Below are 22,352 nucleotides of genomic sequence, written 5' to 3' on the forward strand. Positions count from 1 at the left end.
GAAAGAGAAATTGATCTTTGAAAACTGAACAACGAGTGAGTGGTTTTCACGAAAGTGAGAACAAAACAAATGAGAAATCATTTGGATTGAGAATGAATAATTCTCGTCAGTATGTTTCAAAATGAGCATAATCGCTCTTTTCATGATTGGTTCCAAATCACTGCAAAGCTGATTTGAAATCAATCTCTATTGGAGAGTTTGATCCTGGCTCAGGACGAACGCTGGCGGCGTGCCTAATACATGCAAGTCGAGCGGAGATTTCAGAAGTGCTTGCACTTCTGGGATTTCAGCGGCGGACGGGTGAGTAACACGTAGGTAACCTGCCTGTAAGACTGGGATAACTATCGGAAACGGTAGCTAATACCGGATAACTTATTTCTTCACATGAAGAGATACTGAAAGGCGGAGTAATCTGCCACTTATAGATGGACCTGCGGCGCATTAGCTAGTTGGTGAGGTAATGGCTCACCAAGGCGACGATGCGTAGCCGACCTGAGAGGGTGAACGGCCACACTGGGACTGAGACACGGCCCAGACTCCTACGGGAGGCAGCAGTAGGGAATCTTCCGCAATGGACGAAAGTCTGACGGAGCAACGCCGCGTGAGTGATGAAGGTTTTCGGATCGTAAAGCTCTGTTGCCAGGGAAGAACACTTGGGAGAGTAACTGCTCTCAAGGTGACGGTACCTGAGAAGAAAGCCCCGGCTAACTACGTGCCAGCAGCCGCGGTAATACGTAGGGGGCAAGCGTTGTCCGGAATTATTGGGCGTAAAGCGCGCGCAGGCGGTCATTTAAGTTTGGTGTTTAATTCCAGGGCTCAACCCTGGGTCGCACTGAAAACTGGGTGACTTGAGTACAGAAGAGGAGAGTGGAATTCCACGTGTAGCGGTGAAATGCGTAGATATGTGGAGGAACACCAGTGGCGAAGGCGACTCTCTGGGCTGTAACTGACGCTGAGGCGCGAAAGCGTGGGTAGCAAACAGGATTAGATACCCTGGTAGTCCACGCCGTAAACGATGAGTGCTAGGTGTTAGGGGTTTCGATACCCTTGGTGCCGAAGTTAACACATTAAGCACTCCGCCTGGGGAGTACGGTCGCAAGACTGAAACTCAAAGGAATTGACGGGGACCCGCACAAGCAGTGGAGTATGTGGTTTAATTCGAAGCAACGCGAAGAACCTTACCAGGTCTTGACATCCCTCTGAATCTACTAGAGATAGTAGCGGCCTTCGGGACAGAGGAGACAGGTGGTGCATGGTTGTCGTCAGCTCGTGTCGTGAGATGTTGGGTTAAGTCCCGCAACGAGCGCAACCCTTATATTTAGTTGCCAGCACATTATGGTGGGCACTCTAGATAGACTGCCGGTGACAAACCGGAGGAAGGTGGGGATGACGTCAAATCATCATGCCCCTTATGACCTGGGCTACACACGTACTACAATGGCCGGTACAACGGGCTGCGAAATCGCGAGATGGAGCCAATCCCAACAAAGCCGGTCTCAGTTCGGATTGCAGGCTGCAACCCGCCTGCATGAAGTCGGAATTGCTAGTAATCGCGGATCAGCATGCCGCGGTGAATACGTTCCCGGGTCTTGTACACACCGCCCGTCACACCACGAGAGTTTACAACACCCGAAGTCGGTGGGGTAACCCGCAAGGGAGCCAGCCGCCGAAGGTGGGGTAGATGATTGGGGTGAAGTCGTAACAAGGTAGCCGTATCGGAAGGTGCGGCTGGATCACCTCCTTTCTATGGAGAATCGTTTCCTGTAACGGAAACATTCGAACACGGTGGCTACGGTCACCGTAAGACTTTACAATGTAAAGTCGCACACTCACTCGTTGTCAGTTTTGAAAGAGCAATTATTCTTTCAGTATTGCGTTTGGTAGCGATAGCGGAAGGGTTCCACGCGTACCCATCCCGAACACGACCGTTAAGCCTTCCAGCGCCGATGGTACTTGGACCGCAGGGTCCTGGGAGAGTAGGACGCTGCCAAGCGCAACCCTTATGGGTATATCCCATAAGAGTTTTTTATTCTTAAGGGCCCTTAGCTCAGTTGGTTAGAGCGCACCTCTGATAAGGGTGAGGTCGGTGGTTCGAGTCCACCAGGGCCCACCATATGTTTTTTATAACTTTATACTGTGGGGCCTTAGCTCAGCTGGGAGAGCGCCTGCCTTGCAAGCAGGAGGTCAGCGGTTCGATCCCGCTAGGCTCCACCAATTTTTTTTGATCATTTTACCTTGATCTTTGAAAACTAGATAACGAACGAATTTGTAAGTTAGAATGAACATTCTTTTATATGTACGTTTTGTTAACTTGTTAACGAAACAAAGTGTAAAAGTAGCGGCGAGTATTCGATTTATCGAGTACAAGCTAACATGTACGTGCGAATTTGATGTGATGATCGATCCTTTGGAAATTCATTTCAACCTTTGTTGGGTTTACTCAATAAGAGAAATGAATGAACAACAGAGCGAGCAGCGCAACAAATGAGCAACGCGGTTAAGCTACTAAGAGCACACGGAGGATGCCTAGGCGCTAGGAGTCGATGAAGGACGTGGCGAACAACGAAACTGCCTCGGGGAGCTGTAAGCAAGCTTTGATCCGGGGGTGTCCGAATGGGGAAACCCGGCTGTGTTAATACGCAGTCACTCTTACCTGAATACATAGGGTAGGTAGAGACAGACCAGGGGAACTGAAACATCTAAGTACCCTGAGGAAGAGAAAACAATAGTGATTCCGTCAGTAGCGGCGAGCGAACGCGGATTAGCCCAAACCAAGGAGCTTGCTCTTTGGGGTTGTGGGACGTCTCACACGGAGTTACAAAGGAATATATTAAGTGAAGAGGTCTGGAAAGGCCCGGCATAGAAGGTAAAAGCCCTGTAGCTGAAAGTATATTCTCTCCGAGACGTATCCCGAGTAGTGCGGGGCACGTGAAACCCCGTATGAATCCAGCAGGACCATCTGCTAAGGCTAAATACTCCCTAGCGACCGATAGTGAAACAGTACCGTGAGGGAAAGGTGAAAAGCACCCCGGAAGGGGAGTGAAATAGAACCTGAAACCGTGTGCTTACAAAAAGTCAGAGCCCGTTCTATGGGTGATGGCGTGCCTTTTGTAGAATGAACCGGCGAGTTACGTTCCCGTGCAAGGTTAAGCTGAGAAGGCGGAGCCGCAGCGAAAGCGAGTCTGAATAGGGCGAATTTTAGTACGTGGACGTAGACCCGAAACCGAGTGATCTACCCCTGTCCAGGGTGAAGGTGCGGTAACACGCACTGGAGGCCCGAACCCACGCATGTTGAAAAATGCGGGGATGAGGTGGGGGTAGCGGAGAAATTCCAATCGAACTCGGAGATAGCTGGTTCTCCCCGAAATAGCTTTAGGGCTAGCCTCGGAATGAAGAGTCGTGGAGGTAGAGCACTGATTGGGTGCGGGGCCCGCAAGGGTTACCAAGCTCAGTCAAACTCCGAATGCCATGTACTTATATCCGGGAGTCAGACAGTGAGTGCTAAGATCCATTGTCGAAAGGGAAACAGCCCAGACCATCAGCTAAGGTCCCAAAGTGTGTGTTGAGTGGGAAAGGATGTGGAGTTGCACAGACAACCAGGATGTTGGCTTAGAAGCAGCCATCATTGAAAGAGTGCGTAATAGCTCACTGGTCGAGTGACTCTGCGCCGAAAATGTAACGGGGCTAAACACACCACCGAAGCTATGGCTTGATACATTAGTATCAGGGGTAGGGGAGCGTTGTATAGAGGTTGAAGGTGTACCGTGAGGAGCGCTGGACACTATACAAGTGAGAATGCCGGTATAAGTAACGAAAAGATCAGTGAGAATCTGATCCGCCGAAAGCCCAAGGTTTCCTGAGGAAGGCTCGTCCTCTCAGGGTAAGTCGGGACCTAACGCGAGGCCGAAAGGCGTAGTGGATGGACAACAGGTTGAAATTCCTGTACCACCGTAATCCGTTATGAGTAATGGGGTGACGCAGTAGGGTAGTGACGCGGACTGATGGAATAGTCCGTCTAAGCAGTGAGGCTTGTGTGTAGGCAAATCCGCACACTATAAGGCTGGGCTGTGATGGGGAGCGAAAATTATAGTAGCGAAGGTCATGATCTCACACTGCCAAGAAAAGCCTCTAACCAGGAGAAGGTGCCCGTACCGCAAACCGACACAGGTAGGCGAGAAGAGTATTCTAAGGCGCGCGGAAGAACTCTCGTTAAGGAACTCGGCAAAATGACCCCGTAACTTCGGGAGAAGGGGTGCCCCGGTAGTGTGAATAGCACGAGGGGGCCGCAGTGAAAAGGCCCAAGCGACTGTTTAGCAAAAACACAGGTCTGTGCGAAGCCGTAAGGCGAAGTATACGGGCTGACGCCTGCCCGGTGCTGGAAGGTTAAGGGGAGTGGTTAGGGGTAACCCGAAGCTATGAACCGAAGCCCCAGTAAACGGCGGCCGTAACTATAACGGTCCTAAGGTAGCGAAATTCCTTGTCAGGTAAATTCTGACCCGCACGAATGGCGTAACGATTTGGGCGCTGTCTCAACGAGAGATCCGGTGAAATTTTAATACCTGTGAAGATGCAGGTTACCCGCGACAAGACGGAAAGACCCCATGGAGCTTTACTGCAGCTTGATATTGGATTTGGGTACGATCTGTACAGGATAGGTGGGAGCCTGAGAAATAGGAGCGCAAGCTTCTATGGAGGCATCGTTGGGATACCACCCTGATCGTATCTAGGTTCTAACCTAGGACCGTAAACCGGTTCGGGGACAGTGTCTGGTGGGCAGTTTGACTGGGGCGGTCGCCTCCTAAAGAGTAACGGAGGCGCCCCAAGGTTCCCTCAGAATGGTTGGAAATCATTCGAAGAGTGCAAAGGCAGAAGGGAGCTTGACTGCGAGACCTACAAGTCGAGCAGGGACGAAAGTCGGGCTTAGTGATCCGGTGGTACCGCATGGAAGGGCCATCGCTCAACGGATAAAAGCTACCCTGGGGATAACAGGCTTATCTCCCCCAAGAGTCCACATCGACGGGGAGGTTTGGCACCTCGATGTCGGCTCATCGCATCCTGGGGCTGAAGTAGGTCCCAAGGGTTGGGCTGTTCGCCCATTAAAGCGGTACGCGAGCTGGGTTCAGAACGTCGTGAGACAGTTCGGTCCCTATCTGTCGTGGGCGCAGGAAATTTGAGAGGAGCTGTCCTTAGTACGAGAGGACCGGGATGGACGCACCTCTGGTGTACCAGTTGTTCCGCCAGGAGCATAGCTGGGTAGCTACGTGCGGACGGGATAAGCGCTGAAAGCATCTAAGCGTGAAGCCCCCCTCAAGATGAGATTTCCCAATTAGTAAGACCCCTTGAAGACTACGAGGTAGATAGGTTGGAGGTGGAAGCGCAGCAATGTGCGGAGCTGACCAATACTAATCGGTCGAGGGCTTATCCTAACAAATGTTTAACGGTTGAAGTGTATACTTCATACTTTCTAACACAAATTCGTTCGTATCTAGTTTTCAGGTGATCAAACATCTGAAACGATTGATTTTAAGTGGTATACCCTTAATAGGGGTTATTTTTCTGAAATAAATGTACCGCATAAATCCTGTTTGGTGGCGATAGCGGAGGGGTTCCACACGTACCCATCCCGAACACGACCGTTAAGCCCTCCAGCGCCGATGGTACTTGGACCGCAGGGTCCTGGGAGAGTAGGACGTCGCCAAGCAGCAATCTTGTAAGACATGATTACATACATATAGGATGTAAGAAATGTTTTATAAAAACTTGTATTCCCTGATAGCTCAGTTGGTAGAGCACTCGACTGTTAATCGAGTTGTCACAGGTTCGAGTCCTGTTCGGGGAGCCACTGCTCTCATAGCTCAGTAGGTAGAGTGCATCCATGGTAAGGATGAGGTCACCGGTTCGAATCCGGTTGAGAGCTCCATAAGTTTGTTGTATTATTATGCAGGGCCCGTTGGTCAAGTGGTTAAGACACCTCCCTTTCACGGAGGTAACAGGGGTTCGAGTCCCCTACGGGTCACCAATTTCACTTCATATAGACATGGAGGCTTAGCTCAGCTGGGAGAGCATCTGCCTTACAAGCAGAGGGTCGGGGGTTCGATCCCCTCAGCCTCCACCATTTTATGTTGATTAAATCGTAAATACAGGGAACAATACAAGTGATTCATTGATGGGGATTAGCCAAGCGGTAAGGCAACGGACTTTGACTCCGTCACGCATAGGTTCAAATCCTATATCCCCAGCCATTTATGAGCCATTAGCTCAGTTGGTAGAGCACCTGACTTTTAATCAGGGTGTCGAAGGTTCGAATCCTTCATGGCTCACCATTTCTTACAAAGTGTGCGCGTGTGGCGGAATTGGCAGACGCACTAGACTTAGGATCTAGCGTTTCACGACGTGGGGGTTCAAGTCCCTCTACGCGCACCATTATTATGCGGACGTGGCTCAGCGGTAGAGCATCGCCTTGCCAAGGCGAGGGTCGCGGGTTCGATTCCCGTCGTCCGCTCCATTTCATTTATTTGCGCCCTTAGCTCAGCTGGATAGAGCGTTTGACTACGAATCAAAAGGCCAGGAGTTCGAATCTCTTAGGGCGCACCATTTATACATTTCGGGACGTAGCTCAGCTTGGTAGAGCACCTGGTTTGGGTCCAGGGGGTCGCATGTTCGAATCGTGTCGTCCCGATTGTTTATTTACGCGGGTGTAGTTCAATGGTAGAACTCCAGCCTTCCAAGCTGATAGCGTGGGTTCGATTCCCATCACCCGCTCCAAATATATATATTTCTAACTCTTGAAATTCAAGAGTTATTTTGTGTTTTTATCCTTATTTGAAGTTATAAGCCTTTGGTGTACTCAAAGTGATGATAATATTTCCCATGGATAATTTGGGCTAGCAATATGATACTATATAAAATAGAGAAATATGTGGAGAATTGTCGAATCAAGCGCGACAGTGATAGATGATTGAACATGTATAAATATGTCCTGAGTATGAAGAGATTAAATATAGATTTCATGGAAAACCGTTGCTAGTCAAGTATATGTGTGTGTATCTATCTTCTTAATCTTGTATTAAAATTCAAAATAATTTAATATTAATGCATAAACTAGGATTGTATTTAAAGAAATGTAAGGATTTTAATCTTATTTTATTGTATGATGTTATGAAGGTTAAAAATAGACAGTTATTGAAACGGGAGAAGACAGGAGGAGTACCATGACTGAACTTATGGTTAGCGCTAGCAAAAGTAACTCAAGTAACCTGCTACGGCGTGACGTACGGTTTCTTGGAAACATTCTTGGGGAAGTATTAGTCCATCAAGGTGGAAATGAACTTCTAGAGATAGTGGAGAAGATTCGTGAAACAAGCAAGTCTTTGAGATCTGAATATGTATCTGAAGTATATACTGAATTTAAAGAGACAATTAGTACATTAAAACCAGAAACACGCCACCAGGTAATTCGGGCATTTGCAATCTACTTCGAGCTTGTCAATATCGCTGAACAGAACCATCGTATTCGCAGAAAACGTGATTATGAGCGTTCGGCTGGAGAAACGATTCAACCGGGTTCTATTGAAAGCGCCATACAAGATTTGAAAGAACGTAATTTCTCATATGAAGAAGTTAAAGAAATTATAGAGGGTCTTTCACTTGAACTTGTCATGACAGCTCATCCTACAGAAGCTATGCGCAGAGCAATTTTAGATATTCATAAACGCATCTCAGAAGATGTGATGCTGTTAGATAATCCAACACTTACTTTCCGCGAACGTGAACAACTACGTGTAAAGTTGTTAAATGAGGTTATTACTTTATGGCAAACGGATGAATTGAGAGATCGTAAACCAACAGTATTGGATGAAGTTAGAAATGGCATGTATTATTTCCATGAGACACTCTTTCATGTCCTTCCTGATGTATATCAAGAATTAGAACGATGTTTAGGCAAGTATTTTCCAGGTCAACATTGGCATGTACCAACGTATCTTAAGTTCGGTTCATGGATTGGTGGAGATCGTGATGGTAATCCATCCGTTACCTCAGATATTACGTGGAAAACACTTTCTATGCAACGGAAGTTAGCTATACGTGAATACGAGCGCATTATGAAGGAATTTATGCAGTACTTGAGTTTCAGCACAACGATTGTTACGGTTTCGGATGAACTTGAACAATCGATCGTTAAAGATCGATCTGCCGTTACATTAAATAAGAACCTAATATGGAATAATGATAGTGAACCTTATCGTATTAAGCTTGTCTATATGATGGCTAAGATTAACAATGTGCTTGATGATAGCAAGAAAGGTACGGAAGAACGATATGCAACACCTGCAGACTTTATTGCAGATCTAAATATTATTGATCGTAGCCTGCGTCATCATTTTGCAGACTTCATTGCAGATACGCACATTAAAAAGTTGGTTCGACAAGTAGAATTATTCGGGTTTCATACAGCAGCACTAGATATTCGTCAACATAGTCAGGAACATGAGAAAGCGATGACTGAAGTATTGGCTAACATGAATATTGTAAATAATTACGCTGAATTATCTGAGGATGAGAAGATCTCTCTACTCAATAATATATTGAATGATCCTAGACCGATCACATCTACTTATCATGAGTATAGTGAGAGCACTAAAGAATGTCTCGATGTTTACCGCGTAGTTTACAAAGCACAACAGGAGTTCGGTAAGGATTGCATTACGAAGTATTTGATCAGTATGGCTGAAGGTGCTAGTGATATTCTAGAAGTGATGGTCTTTGCTAAAGAAGTGGGTCTTTTCCGTCGAAATGAAGACCAATCCATTACGTGTACTCTTCAAGCAGTGCCATTGTTTGAAACGATCGATGATTTATTTGCAGCACCGGATATTATGAGACAAGTATTCAGTTTACCTATCTATCGTGATGGTGTTGCAGAAATGAGTGATTTGCAAGAGATTATGCTAGGATATTCGGACAGCAACAAAGATGGCGGAGCAGTTACAGCGAACTGGGAGCTACGTGTGGCTATGAAGAAAATTACAGCAGCAGCAGATGAATTCAATGTGAAACTGAAGTTTTTCCATGGACGTGGAGGAGCTTTAGGACGTGGAGGAATGTCACTAAACCGCAGTATTCTGGCTCAGCCTGCCTCTACAGTGGGTGGAGGAATTAAGATTACTGAGCAGGGAGAAGTTATCTCCTCACGTTATTCTTTACAAGGTATAGCTTATCGTAGCCTAGAGCAAGCGACTTCAGCGCTAGTAACAGTCGCAATTAATGCACGTTGTCCTCATGAGGAACTTTCTGAAGAGCAGGAAGAAGAATGGGATGCGATCGCAAAGGGGATATCTGAGGTTTCTCTTGAGAAATATCAGGATTTAATATTCCGCGATCCGGATTTTCTAACCTTCTTTAAAGAATCAACACCGCTTTCTGAGGTTGGAGAGCTTAATATTGGCTCACGTCCTGCCAAGCGTAAGAATAGTGACCGTTTTGAAGACCTACGTGCTATTCCTTGGGTATTTGCATGGACACAGAGTCGTTACTTACTTCCTGCCTGGTACGCTGCAGGTACTGGCTTACAAAGCTATTACCTGAACAAGGAGGAGAACCTTAAAGTTCTTCAAGATATGTATTCTCATTTTCCATTCTTTACATCTCTTGTTGATACGTTACAAATGGCGATGTCTAAGGCAGATCTATTGATTGCCAAAGAATATGCTAATATGACGAAGGAAGAATCATACCGTGAACGTATCTTTAACCTAATTGAAGAGGAATACAAGTTAACAACAGACCTTATTCTGAAAATTACGGGGCAAAAGGAATTACTGGACAATGTTCCGGTTATTCAGGAGTCTATTCGCCTTCGTAATCCGTATGTTGATCCACTGAGTTATCTTCAAGTTCAGCTTATCAGTGAATTGCGTGAATTCCGTGATCAGGGTGAAGACAATCCTGAGTTACTGCGTGAAGTTCTACTGACGATCAATGGTATTGCTGCGGGTCTTCGGAATACGGGTTGATGCAGTAAGTAACAAGGGCATTTGAATGAACTGCAAAGGTCGAGAATCCCATCAGGGATCTCGACCTTTGTTCAAATAGGAGGAAGTATAAAATTTTTTAATAAGACGGACAGCCGTCTTTTCTCGTTTAATATGTTATTGTTAATGGAAGTGGTATTGCTTTTTGAACAAACTTGAATTACGATTCTAGTGTTGTTCTATAAACCTATTAATACCCATCAGCAAGTCTGGGGGAATCATGTTGGACCAATTAGAGAAAAGATTAACGAAGCTTGCGCTAAAGGGTGATCAGCAGGCTTTTGCAGAAATTGTTGAGTTGTATAAAGATAAAATATATTATTTAGGCTATAGAATGTTGAATAATCGTCATGAAGCAGAGGATGTCGTTCAGGAGACTTTTTTACGTGTGTTTAAAAGCTTAGATCGTTATGATCCCAATCAGAAATTCTCCACTTGGATTTATCGGATTGCAACTAACCTTTCTATTGATCGTTTGAGGAAAAGAAAACCTACATATTCGCTGGACGCTGATATGAATGACCAAGAAGGATTAGATGGGTATTCCATGCTTCCAAGTGATGATCGTACACCGGAAAGTGAGTTCATGATCTCAGAGACAAAGCAGACTGTTTATGACGCTATCGAAAGCTTGCCGGCTAAGTATAAATCTGTCATGATCCTAAGATATCTTCAAGAAATGTCTTTACAAGAAATAAGTGATGTATTAGATATGCCAGTTACAACGATCAAGACCCGTGTTCATCGGGGAAGAGAGTTTCTGCGCAAAAAATTAGAATCAAAGTTTTGACTTTTTGTTATTTTATGAAACATCTAGGAACCTGCTACGTATGTAAGTTATTAAGCTTTACTGGTTAGGGATATTAAATGATTGATTGAAAGGACTGGCTCATATGGAATGCAAAATAGCCGTCTCTTTAATACATGATTACCTAGATGACGACCTGTCCAAGGAGCAAGGTTTGATGCTGAAGTCACACTTGCTATCTTGTGATCAATGTCGCATGCGCTTTAATGAACTTGAACAGACAGATATGATGTTGTATTGTCTTCCACAGCATATTCCTACTGCATCCAAGGAACTAACGGAGCGCATTCTGAATACTCTTCCGAAAACTAAGGAACCGCAGATTTGGGTTAAATGGATGAAGAGACATCCAGCGGCAACTGCTGCTGCAATGTTTATGGTAGTTATGCTGCTCAGCGTGATTAATGTTTTTAACCAGAATAGTCAATTGGTGGTCCAAGGGAATAATTTAGACCAGATCATTATTAAAGGTAATACAGTGATTGTACCCGAAGGAAACGTCATTTCAGGTGACTTGACGATAGAGAATGGGAAGGCTGAAGTATTTGGAAGTGTTGAAGGGAATTTGACTGTCATTGATGGTTCATTATATACGGCCTCTACAGCACAAATATCAGGAAATATAAAAAGTGTTGACCGAGCATTAGATTGGATATGGTATAAAATTTCCAACGTATTCTCTGAAGTAGCCTATCGTTAATGTTCAAAAGCTGACAGTTATGGTGTCTCTTATAAATGAAGTTAAAATATAAGGATAAAGTATAAGTTCCACTCTATACTTTATCCTTATATTTTAGAGTAAATTGGATATTTTAGTCGCTTTATGTTAACCTTTGCTTGCATCATGAGGTAGATCGTTATAACCTAGGGATTAGGGATATTATAAAGAGAGAGAACTACCTTATTGAAGGAATAAACGGGGGCCTTAGTATGAGTTATTTCACTGACATCACTTGGAAAGATTCCGTGAAGGATATTATTGATATCGCTATAGTATCATATGTTATTTACCATGCCATTTTGCTGGTTAGAGGTACAAGGGCTATTCAATTGTTAAAAGGAATTCTTGTCTTAGTTATTATATGGGCACTCAGTACATGGTTTGATCTTTATACGCTGAAGTGGCTTATGAATCAAGTATTTACATTTGGGGTATTGGCTATCTTTATTATCTTTCAACCTGAGTTGCGCCGCGGTCTGGAACAATTAGGGCGAGGGAAATTTCTCGGACGAGCATCGGATGAAGATGAAGAATTCACTAAATTAATAGGTGAAGTTATTAAAGCTGTTAATTATTTATCACGTAGAAAAATTGGGGCATTAATTGTTTTTGAACGTGAAACAGGCCTAAATGAATACACTGAATCAGGTATACCGATGAACTCTTTGATTAGTTCGGAACTGATCATTAATGTGTTTACACCAAACACACCACTACATGATGGTGCGATGATTGTACAATCTAATCAAATTGCTGCTTCAGCATGTTATTTACCACTATCAGAGAATCCCTTTATCAGTAAAGAATTAGGAACTCGTCATCGTGCAGCCATTGGGATTAGTGAGGTGGGTGATGCCATTTCTGTTATTGTTTCAGAAGAGACAGGACAGATATCATTGGCAATGGATGGTCAAGTGGTCAGAGACATTAAGGAAGAGTCCTTGATATCGAAATTATATGAAGAATTGCGCCCAAATTCAAACAGTAAAGAGAAACGCCCTGCATTCTGGAAACGGAAGGGGGGTAACCGTAATGGATAGATGGATTAAAAATAATACGATGGTTAAAATTCTTGCCGTTGCAGTCAGTATTTTGTTATGGGGTATGGTACATAACGACGATGTTACGCCCACACCGACTTCATCGATAGATACGACGATTATTGAGAATGTGAAAGTGCAACCTTTTGGTTTAGATGACTCCTTATACGTATTGAATTCCCTAAATATAGATAGGGTAAGAATTGAAGTTAAGGGTAAGCGGTCAGCCATAACGTCTATATTTAATGATGATTACAAAGTAACATTGGATCTTAGCGAAATTATAGAGGGAACATTTACTGTACCCCTTTCGTATGAACTTCCTTCAGGTGTAGACCTTGTATCTATGAGTCCGTCGAAGGTTACTGTGACGATTGAGAAGAAAGTAAAGGAATCTTTTCCAGTCACTGTAGTTACTACGGGAACTCTGTTTGAAGGGTATACTTTGGGAGAAATCTTGATTGAGCCTAATACTGTTCAGGTGACTTTACCAGATAGTGAACTAGAAAAAGTAACTAAAGTACAGGGTACGGTTAAACTCGATGGGGATAAGGACACGATCAGTCTGAAAAGGATGAAGTTGATAGCACTAGATGGTAATGGACAGGAAGTAAAGGGTGCTGTCATCGAGCCTGCTGAAGTTGCGATTCAAATTCCAATTATCGCGCCATCCAAGATCGTCCCATTGAACATCCAGTATACTGGTAGCCTTCCTGAGGGGTTGGTACTTTCAAAAACACAGCCTAATGTAGGTGAAGTTACTATATATGGTCCTAAGGATGTACTATCACAAATAGAGTCTTTTGATACTGCATCAGTAGATCTCAGTACAATCGATAAGGAAGGCAAGTCTACGATTAGTGTGAACTTGGTCCCGCCTGCGGGTGTGGAAAGAATTGAACCTAACGTAGTTCAAGTTGACGTTGAAATTGAGGTTGATGTAGAATCAGTAGATCAAATAACGATAGATAACATACCGATTGAAATTGAAGATGCAAGTGTTGACACGCAGGTGACTATTGTGAAACCAGAGGGAAAGTCGTTAAGCCTGACTTTAACGGGCGCGAATACGTTACTTAATAATCTACAAGCTTCAGATATTAAAGTAGTTGCGAGTGCTAAACAGTTAAAGTCAGGTATTCACGAGGTGCCACTCATAGTGAGCCTTCCAGAGTCTATTTCACTTGTAAAGAACAATACTCTGATGGCAACTGTAGAAGTTAAAGATAAGATATCGACGCCGACTATGAATGATACGGATAAGCCAGGTATTGATCTTAATGAGAAGGACGACATAAAGGATCCAAGTAATGGTAACTCTGATGAGAAGGTGTCGCCTGAAACGAATCCAAGTATAGATTTAGAAAATACTGATCCTTCTACTGAGATTATTCAGAAGAATATATAACAGCATGACATAGCCTTGATTAGATGAGACAACGTGAATTAGAAGAGTAGATACAAAAAGGAGAAAATTATGGGGAAATATTTCGGTACAGATGGTGTTCGTGGGGTTGCTAATAAAGAACTAACAGCTGAGTTAGCTTATAGTATTGGGCGTTGTGGTGGTTATGTGCTTACTAACAATGTGGAGAAGCCAACCGTAGTTATTGGAATGGATACTCGAATTTCAGGGCTTATGTTGGAATCTGCCTTAGTAGCTGGGCTATTGTCCATCGGAGCACATGTTATTCGTTTAGGTGTAGTGACTACACCTGCGGTAGCGTATATAACTAGACTATTAAAGGCAGATGCAGGTGTAATGATTTCTGCTTCGCACAATCCCGTTGAAGATAATGGTATTAAGTTCTTCGGTGGTGATGGATTTAAGCTATCTGATGAGACAGAACTCGAAATCGAAGCATTAATGGATGCAGAGGTAGATTCTTTACCACGCCCTGTAGGCGCAGATCTAGGAAATGTCATCATTGATAATGAATCTAAATTTAAGTATTTGGATTTCTTGAAAACAACGGTGACACAATCTTTCACTGGAATGAAGATTGTACTGGATAATGCAAATGGTGCGGCTTATGAACTTGCCCCGCAATTATTTCGTGACCTTGGAGCTGAAGTGATTACCATTGGATCCGAACCGAATGGTTTAAATATAAATGATCATTGTGGTTCCACGCATCCAGAGAACCTTAGAGAGGCTGTACTGCAACATAAAGCGGATTTAGGGTTAGCCTTTGATGGAGATGCGGACAGACTTATTGCCATTGATGAAACAGGAGAAGAAGTAGATGGTGACTTTATTCTGTGTATATGTGGTGAGTCGATGAAGACCAACGGTAAATTGAAAGATAATACGATCGTTTCGACTGTCATGAGTAATATTGGATTCTATAAGGCTTGCGAGAAGCTTCAATTGAGCACATTCAAGACAGCAGTAGGAGATCGTTATGTGATGGAGGAAATGCGGAGAGGCGGCTATAACTTAGGTGGAGAACAGTCTGGTCATGTTATTTTCTTGGATTATAATACGACAGGTGATGGTCTGCTTACAGGGATTCAGCTTGTGGATACATTACAGCAATCTGGTAAAAAACTTAGTCAGGCCAAAATGATGATGAAAAAGTATCCTCAGGTATTGGTGAATGTACGTGTAGAGGACAAGACGAATTATGAAGGAAATATAGCAATCCAAGAAGCGATCACTTTCGTTGAGGAACAATTGGCTGACAATGGTCGAGTTCTTGTACGTGCTTCTGGTACGGAGTCATTGATTCGCGTAATGGCTGAAGGTCCGGATAAAGAAAGCCTAGATGCCTATGTAGCTGGTATTGTAGAGGTTGTAAAGCGAGAATTAGTGTAAGAGAGCTAGTTTCAAAACATGACTGTTTGAACTCATACTTTAAGTATCCGTTTCTGCTTGATAGAAAATATGTACTAGGGCCGTTGAGACGTATTTACCACGTTTCAACGGTTTTTTTCTATTTCCTGTCATTTACATTGCCAAATGAACTAAACATGCATATAATAAACGAATGTCATTCAAATATAGAGAGTGAGGGTAGAAGATTGATTCGTTAAAAGCGCCAGAACTTGACTAGCGCGGGATGTGAGATGTACTCATGATATGGATGATCATTCTATCTGTGTCGGTACTTAACCACAACGGCAGTTCAAGTTGACGAGGTGGGGGTGTTCGAAATGTTCGGCGGGGACCTCCCGGTGATGCACCAGAGCCGTGAATCAATAACGGAAAATGAGCGGGCGACTGTTCATACAACGTTGTGATGGGTGCTACGTAATAAATCTAAATCATGAGTGTGCGAGAATTAGGCAGCGGTATTGAACTAGAATGCACATTTGTGAGTGAACTTTGTATAACTTAATACAATAACAATAATGGTTGTGCATTCTCGTGCATGCCGCACAGAAGGCTCGTACACTTTTATTCTAAATTATATAGAAGTGAACGGGGGATTAATATATGTGTGGTATTGTCGGATATATAGGTAACAAGAATACTCAGTCGGTTTTAGTCGAGGGATTACAGAAGTTAGAATATCGAGGTTATGACTCAGCAGGAATTGCTGTGTTTACAGATAAAGGTCTTGAGGTAGTCAAAGCACAAGGACGTCTAGTTAACTTAGAGGCTAAGCTTGAGAATGAGCCGTTAGTTGGAACGGCGGGGATTGGTCACACACGTTGGGCAACCCATGGTAAGCCATCAGATGCTAATTCACATCCACATACCGATGAAAGCCAAAAGTTCTCGGTTGTTCATAATGGAATTATTGAAAATTATTTGGATTTGAAGGATGAAATGATTCAAGAAGGTCATACATTCATATCGGAGACAGATACCGAAATTATTGCTCATCTCATCTCTCGTGAATATGATGGTGATATTGTTAAGGCAGTGCAAAAAGCGATCACTTATTTGCGTGGAGCCTTCGCATTAGGTGTATTAACGGAGTACGAGCCCAATAAAATCGTTGCAGTTCGTCAAGCAAGTCCACTAATCATTGGTCTTGGAGAGGGAGAGAACTTTATTGGTTCTGATATTCCAGCTATTCTGCAATATACGCGTAATGTGTATATTCTGAACGATGGTGAAATGGCAGTATTGACTCAAGATTCCGTCGAATTAATGACAATTGAAGGGGATTTTATTGCTCGGGAAATGATTTATGTCGATTGGGATGCTGTAACAGCAGAAAAGGACGGTTTCGAGCACTTCATGTTGAAGGAAATCCATGAACAACCTAAGGCATACCGGGACACCATGCGTGGACGGATTGATGCGAAAGGTGAGAAGGTTATTCTTCCAGAGTTGAAACTAACTCACGAGCAAATATTAAATATACGCAATATACAGATTATTGCTTGCGGAACGGCTTACCATGCAGGTCTGGTAGGGCGTAATGTGATTGAACAGTTGGTGCGTATTCCTGTGGAGACAGATGTCGCTTCAGAGTACCGCTATCGCTCACCTATCGTATCACAGGATACATTAGTCATCGTGGTTAGCCAATCAGGAGAAACGGCTGATACGCTGGCAGCATTACGTGAGGCGAAAGCGAATGGTGCTCATGTATTAGCCATTACTAACGTTGTAGGTAGCTCCATTGCTCGGGATGCAGATGATGTCATCGCAACGCTGGCTGGACCAGAAATTGCCGTTGCCTCGACAAAAGCTTATACAAGCCAATTGATCGCATTCTATTTATTGGGATTGTATTTAGCTGAAGTTCGTGGCACACAGACACCAGAAGCTGTTATTGAAATCATTAAAGCGATGCAGGCACTGCCGGAGCAGCTGGATGGTATGCTAGCGCAATCCGAATCCATTAAAGCCTATGCAGAACAAATTGCTCAACATGAGCATTTATTCTTCATTGGTCGTGGAATAGACTTTGCAGTGGCGCAAGAAGGATCTTTGAAGCTTAAAGAGATTTCCTACATCCACTCCGAAGCTTATCCTGCAGGTGAACTGAAACATGGAACACTAGCTCTGATCGAAGAAGGAATTCCTGTGATTGCCCTGGTAACTCAAGAATCCGTTCTTGAAAAAACAGTTAGCAATATAAAGGAAGTCAGTGCGCGTGGTGCTGATATTATGGCTATCACGTTTGAACAACATGTGCAGACGCTACTGAAATCCGTAGATCAAGTCTTCGCTATACCGAAGACGTTACCTCTATTGACTCCAGCTCTATCCGTAGTGCCACTACAATTGCTTGCGTACTATGCTTCACTAGCACGCGGCAACGATGTGGATAAACCACGGAATTTGGCGAAGAGCGTGACTGTGGAGTAGTTGGATTATATTAGGAACGACTGTTGTAGCCTGTTTGGTGACATTAATGTTGGTACCTTAACATTATAGTTAGTGTCTTTACACTAGAGTTAGTACCTTTACAACAAAGTTAGTATCTGGTGTTCCGTGATAAAAAGTCGTAAACTGGTTTGCGATAGTTTAATTTAAAGTACTCCGAAGATAATTAACAGTTTAATACACCTAGAAAAGTCCCGATAATAGTGTCGGGACTTTTCTTTTTTTAAAGGAAGGAAGTTGAAAGGTACTCATTATTAGTGATCGTATCCGTGTAAATAACAATTTGAGTTAGCAACTCAGCACACAAAGTCTGCCACTGATAACTTAAAGTTTGCCGCTGAGCCGAGCGAAATTCAGGTATTCCCCTGATTATCGCTCGGCTTTTTTCTCGCCCTTTTTCTCAGGCTCCCTCAATCAAACTCCCCAAATCCCTTGCTCTATCAGGCTTTTTCTCAATTATTTCCTCTTCTATCCCTTCAACCCGAACCCCTTTCCCGTTTTTCACTCTGTTTTTAGCTCAAACTTATTTTGCTCTTTTTTCTCTTTTTTTCTCGATTTATTTGGTTTTCTCGGTGTTTTTATCAGGTTTCACGTCAAACTTAAATTGCTCTTTAGAGGATGGGGAAAGATAGGCGGGAGGGTGGGAGGGCTTGTGGGAGTAAGGGGGAGCGGGATTGGTGGGGGTGGAGGGGGGGAGTGGCAAACTTATTTGCATGGGGACAATCCGCCTAATTAGGAAAACAAATTAGTTTAAATAGATTGAATTCGCTAATATTATTTACGTTTCCCAAGGCACTTTCAGTGAGATTGCGCAAGCCTTCAGGGTGATGTGGTTATTGCTATCAATAAGCGGTTAAACACAGAGATAGAATGGCCTATTTATGGCGACGAAAAGGTAGCAGGTGTGAATATTTTAATATGGCATATTGAAGGGATAGACTAGATCTAATAACGGAATTCGTAGTACTTACAATATACGATAAGGATGAGATTTGAAAATAAAGTGTTAGACTCGTCACTAAGCTAACGGGCAGTAGAGCGTGGCGGGGGAAGTATGCTACTACATAGTTTGTTTTATTTGTTCGACACAATCTTTGATCGTATCTATGACGACTCTTGGTTCTGAAAATCGAGGGAAATGTCCGCTTTTTTCAGCGAGGATATGTTTGCTATATCTAGACAATGAAAGTAGTTCCAACTGATGCTCTATTCGTTTTTTACGAACTTCCTCTGGCATCATACGATTTTCCTTCCCACCTGTAATCACATATACAGGTATGTCGGGAAACGATCGATTGCATGGATTTGTTCCACCGTTTTTTTAACAAAATGAACTTCATTGAATTGTTTATGGGAAGATAAGGAATCAAACATCGAGAACATCTTGTTAATTGTTTTTACTACATTACCTTGATATTCATCAAGTACCGTAAGTTATTTTCCAAATATCAAACACAGACCTTATTCGTCCTTATATATTCAGAATCTTTGCATCCCATAAGGTAAGGCATATTGCTTTGGTTGACCATAATAATTGTTTACTGTTTCGGAAATGTAAGGAGAGAGTGTTGTAGCAAGGTATCAGACGTTAGTTTTCCTTGTGATTTTAGTGATGTTTTTTGTGGTTCTGCTTTAACGGTAACATTAACTGCGGTTGTAGTTATAGCAAGAGCGATTAGAATGGTTTTTAATGGTCTTCTCATATTATCACCTCATAGTTATGCTTCCCCATTTAGTGGAAAACATTAAGAAAAAGCATTTTGCGAGAATCTGGAAAGGTTCATAAATCAGTTGGTAAGGAATAGGGAAATTTATTGAAAGGACAAAGGTATAGAAAAGACGTGATTGCTCGCGTCATAGTAGCTAACCGTCTTCGGGATAAATGTTTAAATATACTTTGTTTTTAGATACATTACGGTGAACCGTATCACAAATAGTGGTGAAGCGGAGAATTGAGCTGAATGTTGAAACGGCAATGCTCAATTTCCAGGCTGGTGCTTAGGCAACTTCAACGCATGTGGAATGCCTAATATTGATGGTACGAAATGAGATGTGACAGTACTCTCATGAATAAGTAATTTGTATCAAGTTTGTTAAGTGTTTTGTGTTGTAACCAGACATATTATCATTAACTTAACTGCATCTACAGCCACCGCCGCTGTAGATGCTTTTTTCATATATCCGTGTTATTCCAGTTTTATGAAATGCAATATTTGCTTTACGTAATCTTCTGGTTTTGTCGTGTGATCTTGCATCCAATGCATTGCAGCCCCATAAAGTGACCAGCTTAACATCACCGCAAAAGTCTCTACTTCTATTCGGTTTTGGTTAGACCATTTTTTTTTTGACCACTCTGAAAAAAAGGCTTGGAGTTCATATTTAAAGATAATTTCTATTTGGGGTGTAAATGCTACATAACTTCGCGGACATTGGTTACTAATCGATGTTTGGAACTTAATAATCGAGATAAAAATAGCCCTAATCGTTTCTTCGTTAATGCCCTCATGCGTACTTACTTCTTGAAGGACTTCTCTCATCACGCTTTCACGTAACACTTTTTCAAGCAAGTCATATTTGTCAATGAAATGGTTATAAAATGTAGCGCGATTAACCGTTGCAGCGGATGTAATATCCCCAATTGTGAAGTCTTTAAAATCCTTTTTCGTCGATAACTCTATAAATGCATCCATAATGAGCTTTCGGGTGCGAAGAGTACGGGGATCGATTTTTTTTTCCATAAAACTCTCACCTTTTCTTAGACATTTTTATCACTATGTTGGTTAAGCGATAAATCTGTAATATTGTTGATTGCTTATAGATATCCAACTTGTTATATTGATTATACAACAAGTGTTGCCTAAGCGAAAGGTGTTGAATCGAGGAGGTAAGAGAATGGTCGAATTTGATGATTAGATTCTTAACCATTCTTTCGCTTGTTGTATTTATTCTTTATGTTTCATAAATGATTTAAAAGGGATAATTATAAATTGGAGGTAATTGAACCATGAAAATTGGTGTAAGTGGTGCTAGTGGACAGTTAGGTGGAGCAACGGTAAAAGAATTGTTGGAGCGTGCGGCTGGACAACATAGTGTTGTAGCAATCACGCGTTCTCCGGAGAAAATTGCAATTGATGGCGTGGAGGCACGTTTCGGTGATTACAATCAACCATCTTCGCTGGTTGAGGCTTACAAAGGTTTGGATCGCTTACTGCTTATTCCGTCGTCCGAAGTAATACCTGGTCATCGTTCAGAACAGTTTATTGCAGCTATTGATGCAGCTGTAGAAGCCGGCGTTCCACACATTGTGCTTATTTCATCTACAGGCGTACGCAACACGGAAAAATCGAACATCGCATTTGACTACTTTGTCAGCGAACAGCATTTGATTCGTAAAGCAAGCAAATGGAGCATTTTACGCATGAACTACTATGCAGAGTCTCTTATCATGGACGCACAAATGTCGTTAGCTCATGGCGTTCTTGCAGGTCTCACTGAAAACAAAGTCGCATTCGTTTCACGCGATGATATCGCCGCTGCAGCAGCTGGTTTGCTACTTGGAGATGATCACGATGGTGCAATTTATAACGGAACTGGACCAGAAAGCCTAACAGGTGCACAGCGTGCAGAACTCATCGTGAAAGCTAGCGGTAAACCACTTTCATTTATAACAGTGCCAGTTGAGGCGCTACAAGCACAGCTTCAGCAAGGGGGACTTCCGGCAGATATTATCAATTTAATTGTGAGTAGTCAGCAAAACTTCTCTACTGGAGATTTCGATATCGTTACGGGGGACATTGAAAAATTATCAGGTCGTCTAGCGCGAAGCCTTGAATCCATCCTGTCAAGCGCATTTCATTAATTTTCTCTTGTGAAACAAATGCATGGGACAACTCAGGAAAGTGCCCCATAACCATTTGAATTAAACGGGGGTATTCATCTTAGCGGCTCCGTCCAGCTGTTGCAACTGCGCTTAGCCGCTCTGAAATCATATAGCAATGCCAATGTCGCATCTACAGCCACCGTCGCTGTAGATGCTTTTTCATGCACAAAAAAATATAGCTAAATGATGATAATACCTTGAAAACACGCCGAAAGGAAATTCGGGATGCAACATTATCAAGTCCAAGGAACCGATTGAAGTTAAGTGAAAAAGAGAAATGAGATGTCGTATACCAGATTGGGCAAAGTTATCCTTTTTCATGAAACACATTCGAGTGATTAATCAATTGTCGGAAATTAGCGTGGCTAGACTCCAGCAGATCAGCTTACAGGGTAAGTTGCAAGAAACACTACCGCCAGAATTATATCCGCTGTTGCTGGAGTATGAGGGTGCGATGGAGGGCATTGCCCATTGTTGTTTGCTCGGCAACGGATTGGTACGGGAAGAACTGTATCGTGAGTTCAATGCGATTTTAGAAAATCGATGGTGGCTTCATCATTATACAGATATATAAATTATTTG

At 42.9% G+C, this 22,352-nt stretch carries 12 protein-coding genes, 13 tRNA genes and 4 rRNA genes; 26 read left to right on the forward strand and 3 right to left on the reverse strand.

What is annotated here, in order from left to right:
* The first annotated feature begins 186 nt into the window (after window positions 1-186).
* The 24 genes from ACP8HI_RS26115 (at window position 187) to glmS (ending at window position 17,872) form a co-directional block, all read left to right on the forward strand.
* Window positions 187-1,744: ribosomal RNA gene (locus ACP8HI_RS26115) — 16S ribosomal RNA — on the forward strand.
* A gap of 132 nt (window positions 1,745-1,876) precedes the next feature.
* Window positions 1,877-1,993: ribosomal RNA gene (gene rrf / locus ACP8HI_RS26120) — 5S ribosomal RNA — on the forward strand.
* A gap of 43 nt (window positions 1,994-2,036) precedes the next feature.
* Window positions 2,037-2,113, forward strand: a tRNA-Ile gene (locus ACP8HI_RS26125).
* A 25-nt stretch (window positions 2,114-2,138) separates the two neighbouring features.
* Window positions 2,139-2,214 (forward strand) — tRNA-Ala (locus tag ACP8HI_RS26130).
* Between the two features lie 281 nt (window positions 2,215-2,495).
* A 23S ribosomal RNA gene (locus ACP8HI_RS26135) occupies window positions 2,496-5,426 on the forward strand.
* 158 nt (window positions 5,427-5,584) lie between these two features.
* A 5S ribosomal RNA gene (gene rrf / locus ACP8HI_RS26140) occupies window positions 5,585-5,701 on the forward strand.
* The 16S, 23S and 5S rRNA genes sit together here with 13 tRNA genes alongside, the layout of an rRNA operon.
* A 65-nt stretch (window positions 5,702-5,766) precedes the next feature.
* Window positions 5,767-5,842, forward strand: a tRNA-Asn gene (locus ACP8HI_RS26145).
* A 2-nt stretch (window positions 5,843-5,844) separates the two neighbouring features.
* Window positions 5,845-5,920: transfer RNA gene (locus tag ACP8HI_RS26150), tRNA-Thr, on the forward strand.
* A gap of 24 nt (window positions 5,921-5,944) precedes the next feature.
* Window positions 5,945-6,019 (forward strand) — tRNA-Glu (locus ACP8HI_RS26155).
* A gap of 20 nt (window positions 6,020-6,039) precedes the next feature.
* Window positions 6,040-6,115: transfer RNA gene (locus tag ACP8HI_RS26160), tRNA-Val, on the forward strand.
* A gap of 52 nt (window positions 6,116-6,167) precedes the next feature.
* Window positions 6,168-6,242, forward strand: a tRNA-Gln gene (locus ACP8HI_RS26165).
* Window positions 6,243-6,247: 5 nt separating this feature from the next.
* Window positions 6,248-6,323 (forward strand) — tRNA-Lys (locus ACP8HI_RS26170).
* A gap of 15 nt (window positions 6,324-6,338) precedes the next feature.
* Window positions 6,339-6,423, forward strand: a tRNA-Leu gene (locus ACP8HI_RS26175).
* A gap of 7 nt (window positions 6,424-6,430) precedes the next feature.
* Window positions 6,431-6,505 (forward strand) — tRNA-Gly (locus tag ACP8HI_RS26180).
* 12 nt (window positions 6,506-6,517) lie between these two features.
* A tRNA-Arg gene (locus tag ACP8HI_RS26185) sits at window positions 6,518-6,594 on the forward strand.
* An 11-nt stretch (window positions 6,595-6,605) separates the two neighbouring features.
* A tRNA-Pro gene (locus ACP8HI_RS26190) sits at window positions 6,606-6,679 on the forward strand.
* A 12-nt stretch (window positions 6,680-6,691) separates the two neighbouring features.
* Window positions 6,692-6,765, forward strand: a tRNA-Gly gene (locus ACP8HI_RS26195).
* Between the two features lie 446 nt (window positions 6,766-7,211).
* On the forward strand, window positions 7,212-10,013 hold the full coding sequence (gene ppc / locus ACP8HI_RS26200; RefSeq protein WP_438349006.1) for a phosphoenolpyruvate carboxylase: 2,802 nt from the start codon (window positions 7,212-7,214) through the stop codon (window positions 10,011-10,013).
* A gap of 238 nt (window positions 10,014-10,251) precedes the next feature.
* On the forward strand, window positions 10,252-10,821 hold the full coding sequence (gene sigW / locus ACP8HI_RS26205; RefSeq protein ID WP_438349007.1) for an RNA polymerase sigma factor SigW: 570 nt from the start codon (window positions 10,252-10,254) through the stop codon (window positions 10,819-10,821).
* Between the two features lie 103 nt (window positions 10,822-10,924).
* Entirely contained in the window at window positions 10,925-11,539 is a 615-nt protein-coding gene (locus ACP8HI_RS26210; protein ID WP_438349008.1) for a zf-HC2 domain-containing protein, read from the forward strand.
* A 230-nt stretch (window positions 11,540-11,769) separates the two neighbouring features.
* Window positions 11,770-12,600 (forward strand): diadenylate cyclase CdaA, encoded by an 831-nt coding sequence (cdaA, locus tag ACP8HI_RS26215; protein ID WP_438349009.1) that lies wholly within the window; start codon window positions 11,770-11,772, stop codon window positions 12,598-12,600.
* On the forward strand, window positions 12,593-14,008 hold the full coding sequence (locus ACP8HI_RS26220) for a CdaR family protein (RefSeq protein ID WP_438349010.1): 1,416 nt from the start codon (window positions 12,593-12,595) through the stop codon (window positions 14,006-14,008). The genes cdaA and ACP8HI_RS26220 overlap by 8 nt, the downstream gene beginning before the upstream one ends.
* Window positions 14,009-14,077: 69 nt before the next feature.
* Window positions 14,078-15,418, forward strand: a complete 1,341-nt coding sequence (gene glmM, locus ACP8HI_RS26225) for a phosphoglucosamine mutase (protein ID WP_438349011.1) — start codon at window positions 14,078-14,080, stop codon at window positions 15,416-15,418.
* Between the two features lie 621 nt (window positions 15,419-16,039).
* Window positions 16,040-17,872, forward strand: a complete 1,833-nt coding sequence (glmS, locus tag ACP8HI_RS26230) for a glutamine--fructose-6-phosphate transaminase (isomerizing) (RefSeq protein WP_438349012.1) — start codon at window positions 16,040-16,042, stop codon at window positions 17,870-17,872.
* 1,497 nt (window positions 17,873-19,369) lie between these two features.
* On the opposite strand, the gene ACP8HI_RS26235 is transcribed toward glmS, so the two are convergent.
* From ACP8HI_RS26235 to ACP8HI_RS26245, 3 genes are all read right to left on the reverse strand, one after another.
* Window positions 19,370-19,444 (reverse strand): hypothetical protein, encoded by a 75-nt coding sequence (locus ACP8HI_RS26235; RefSeq protein WP_438352000.1) that lies wholly within the window; start codon window positions 19,442-19,444, stop codon window positions 19,370-19,372.
* Window positions 19,429-19,593, reverse strand: coding sequence for a hypothetical protein (locus ACP8HI_RS26240; RefSeq protein WP_438349013.1), 165 nt, complete (start codon window positions 19,591-19,593; stop codon window positions 19,429-19,431). The genes ACP8HI_RS26235 and ACP8HI_RS26240 overlap by 16 nt, the downstream gene beginning before the upstream one ends.
* A gap of 483 nt (window positions 19,594-20,076) precedes the next feature.
* Complete coding sequence (locus tag ACP8HI_RS26245; protein ID WP_438349014.1) at window positions 20,077-20,628, reverse strand: TetR/AcrR family transcriptional regulator; 552 nt, start codon at window positions 20,626-20,628, stop codon at window positions 20,077-20,079.
* Between the two features lie 266 nt (window positions 20,629-20,894).
* Here ACP8HI_RS26245 and ACP8HI_RS26250 point away from each other — a divergent pair, with 266 nt between their 5' ends.
* Complete coding sequence (locus ACP8HI_RS26250) at window positions 20,895-21,749, forward strand: SDR family oxidoreductase (protein ID WP_438349015.1); 855 nt, start codon at window positions 20,895-20,897, stop codon at window positions 21,747-21,749.
* Between the two features lie 340 nt (window positions 21,750-22,089).
* On the forward strand, window positions 22,090-22,344 hold the full coding sequence (locus tag ACP8HI_RS26255) for a hypothetical protein (RefSeq protein ID WP_438349016.1): 255 nt from the start codon (window positions 22,090-22,092) through the stop codon (window positions 22,342-22,344).
* Window positions 22,345-22,352: the final 8 nt, after the last annotated feature.

Source organism: Paenibacillus sp. FA6 (genome assembly GCF_051550225.1).
In the GTDB taxonomy this organism is placed as follows: Bacteria; Bacillota; Bacilli; order Paenibacillales; family Paenibacillaceae; genus Paenibacillus_AQ.

Bases quoted from the DNA above. Each gene is read 5' to 3' on its own strand.
- glmM (WP_438349011.1), top strand. From the start codon at position 14,078: ATGGGGAAATATTTCGGTACAGATGGTGTTCGTGGGGTTGCTAATAAA.
- ppc (WP_438349006.1), top strand. From the start codon at position 7,212: ATGACTGAACTTATGGTTAGCGCTAGCAAAAGTAACTCAAGTAACCTG.
- ACP8HI_RS26240 (WP_438349013.1), bottom strand. From the start codon at position 19,593: ATGAGAAGACCATTAAAAACCATTCTAATCGCTCTTGCTATAACTACA.
- cdaA (WP_438349009.1), top strand. From the start codon at position 11,770: ATGAGTTATTTCACTGACATCACTTGGAAAGATTCCGTGAAGGATATT.
- glmS (WP_438349012.1), top strand. From the start codon at position 16,040: ATGTGTGGTATTGTCGGATATATAGGTAACAAGAATACTCAGTCGGTT.
- ACP8HI_RS26250 (WP_438349015.1), top strand. From the start codon at position 20,895: ATGAAAATTGGTGTAAGTGGTGCTAGTGGACAGTTAGGTGGAGCAACG.
- ACP8HI_RS26210 (WP_438349008.1), top strand. From the start codon at position 10,925: ATGGAATGCAAAATAGCCGTCTCTTTAATACATGATTACCTAGATGAC.
- ACP8HI_RS26220 (WP_438349010.1), top strand. From the start codon at position 12,593: ATGGATAGATGGATTAAAAATAATACGATGGTTAAAATTCTTGCCGTT.
- sigW (WP_438349007.1), top strand. From the start codon at position 10,252: ATGTTGGACCAATTAGAGAAAAGATTAACGAAGCTTGCGCTAAAGGGT.
- ACP8HI_RS26245 (WP_438349014.1), bottom strand. From the start codon at position 20,628: ATGGAAAAAAAAATCGATCCCCGTACTCTTCGCACCCGAAAGCTCATT.
- ACP8HI_RS26255 (WP_438349016.1), top strand. From the start codon at position 22,090: ATGAAACACATTCGAGTGATTAATCAATTGTCGGAAATTAGCGTGGCT.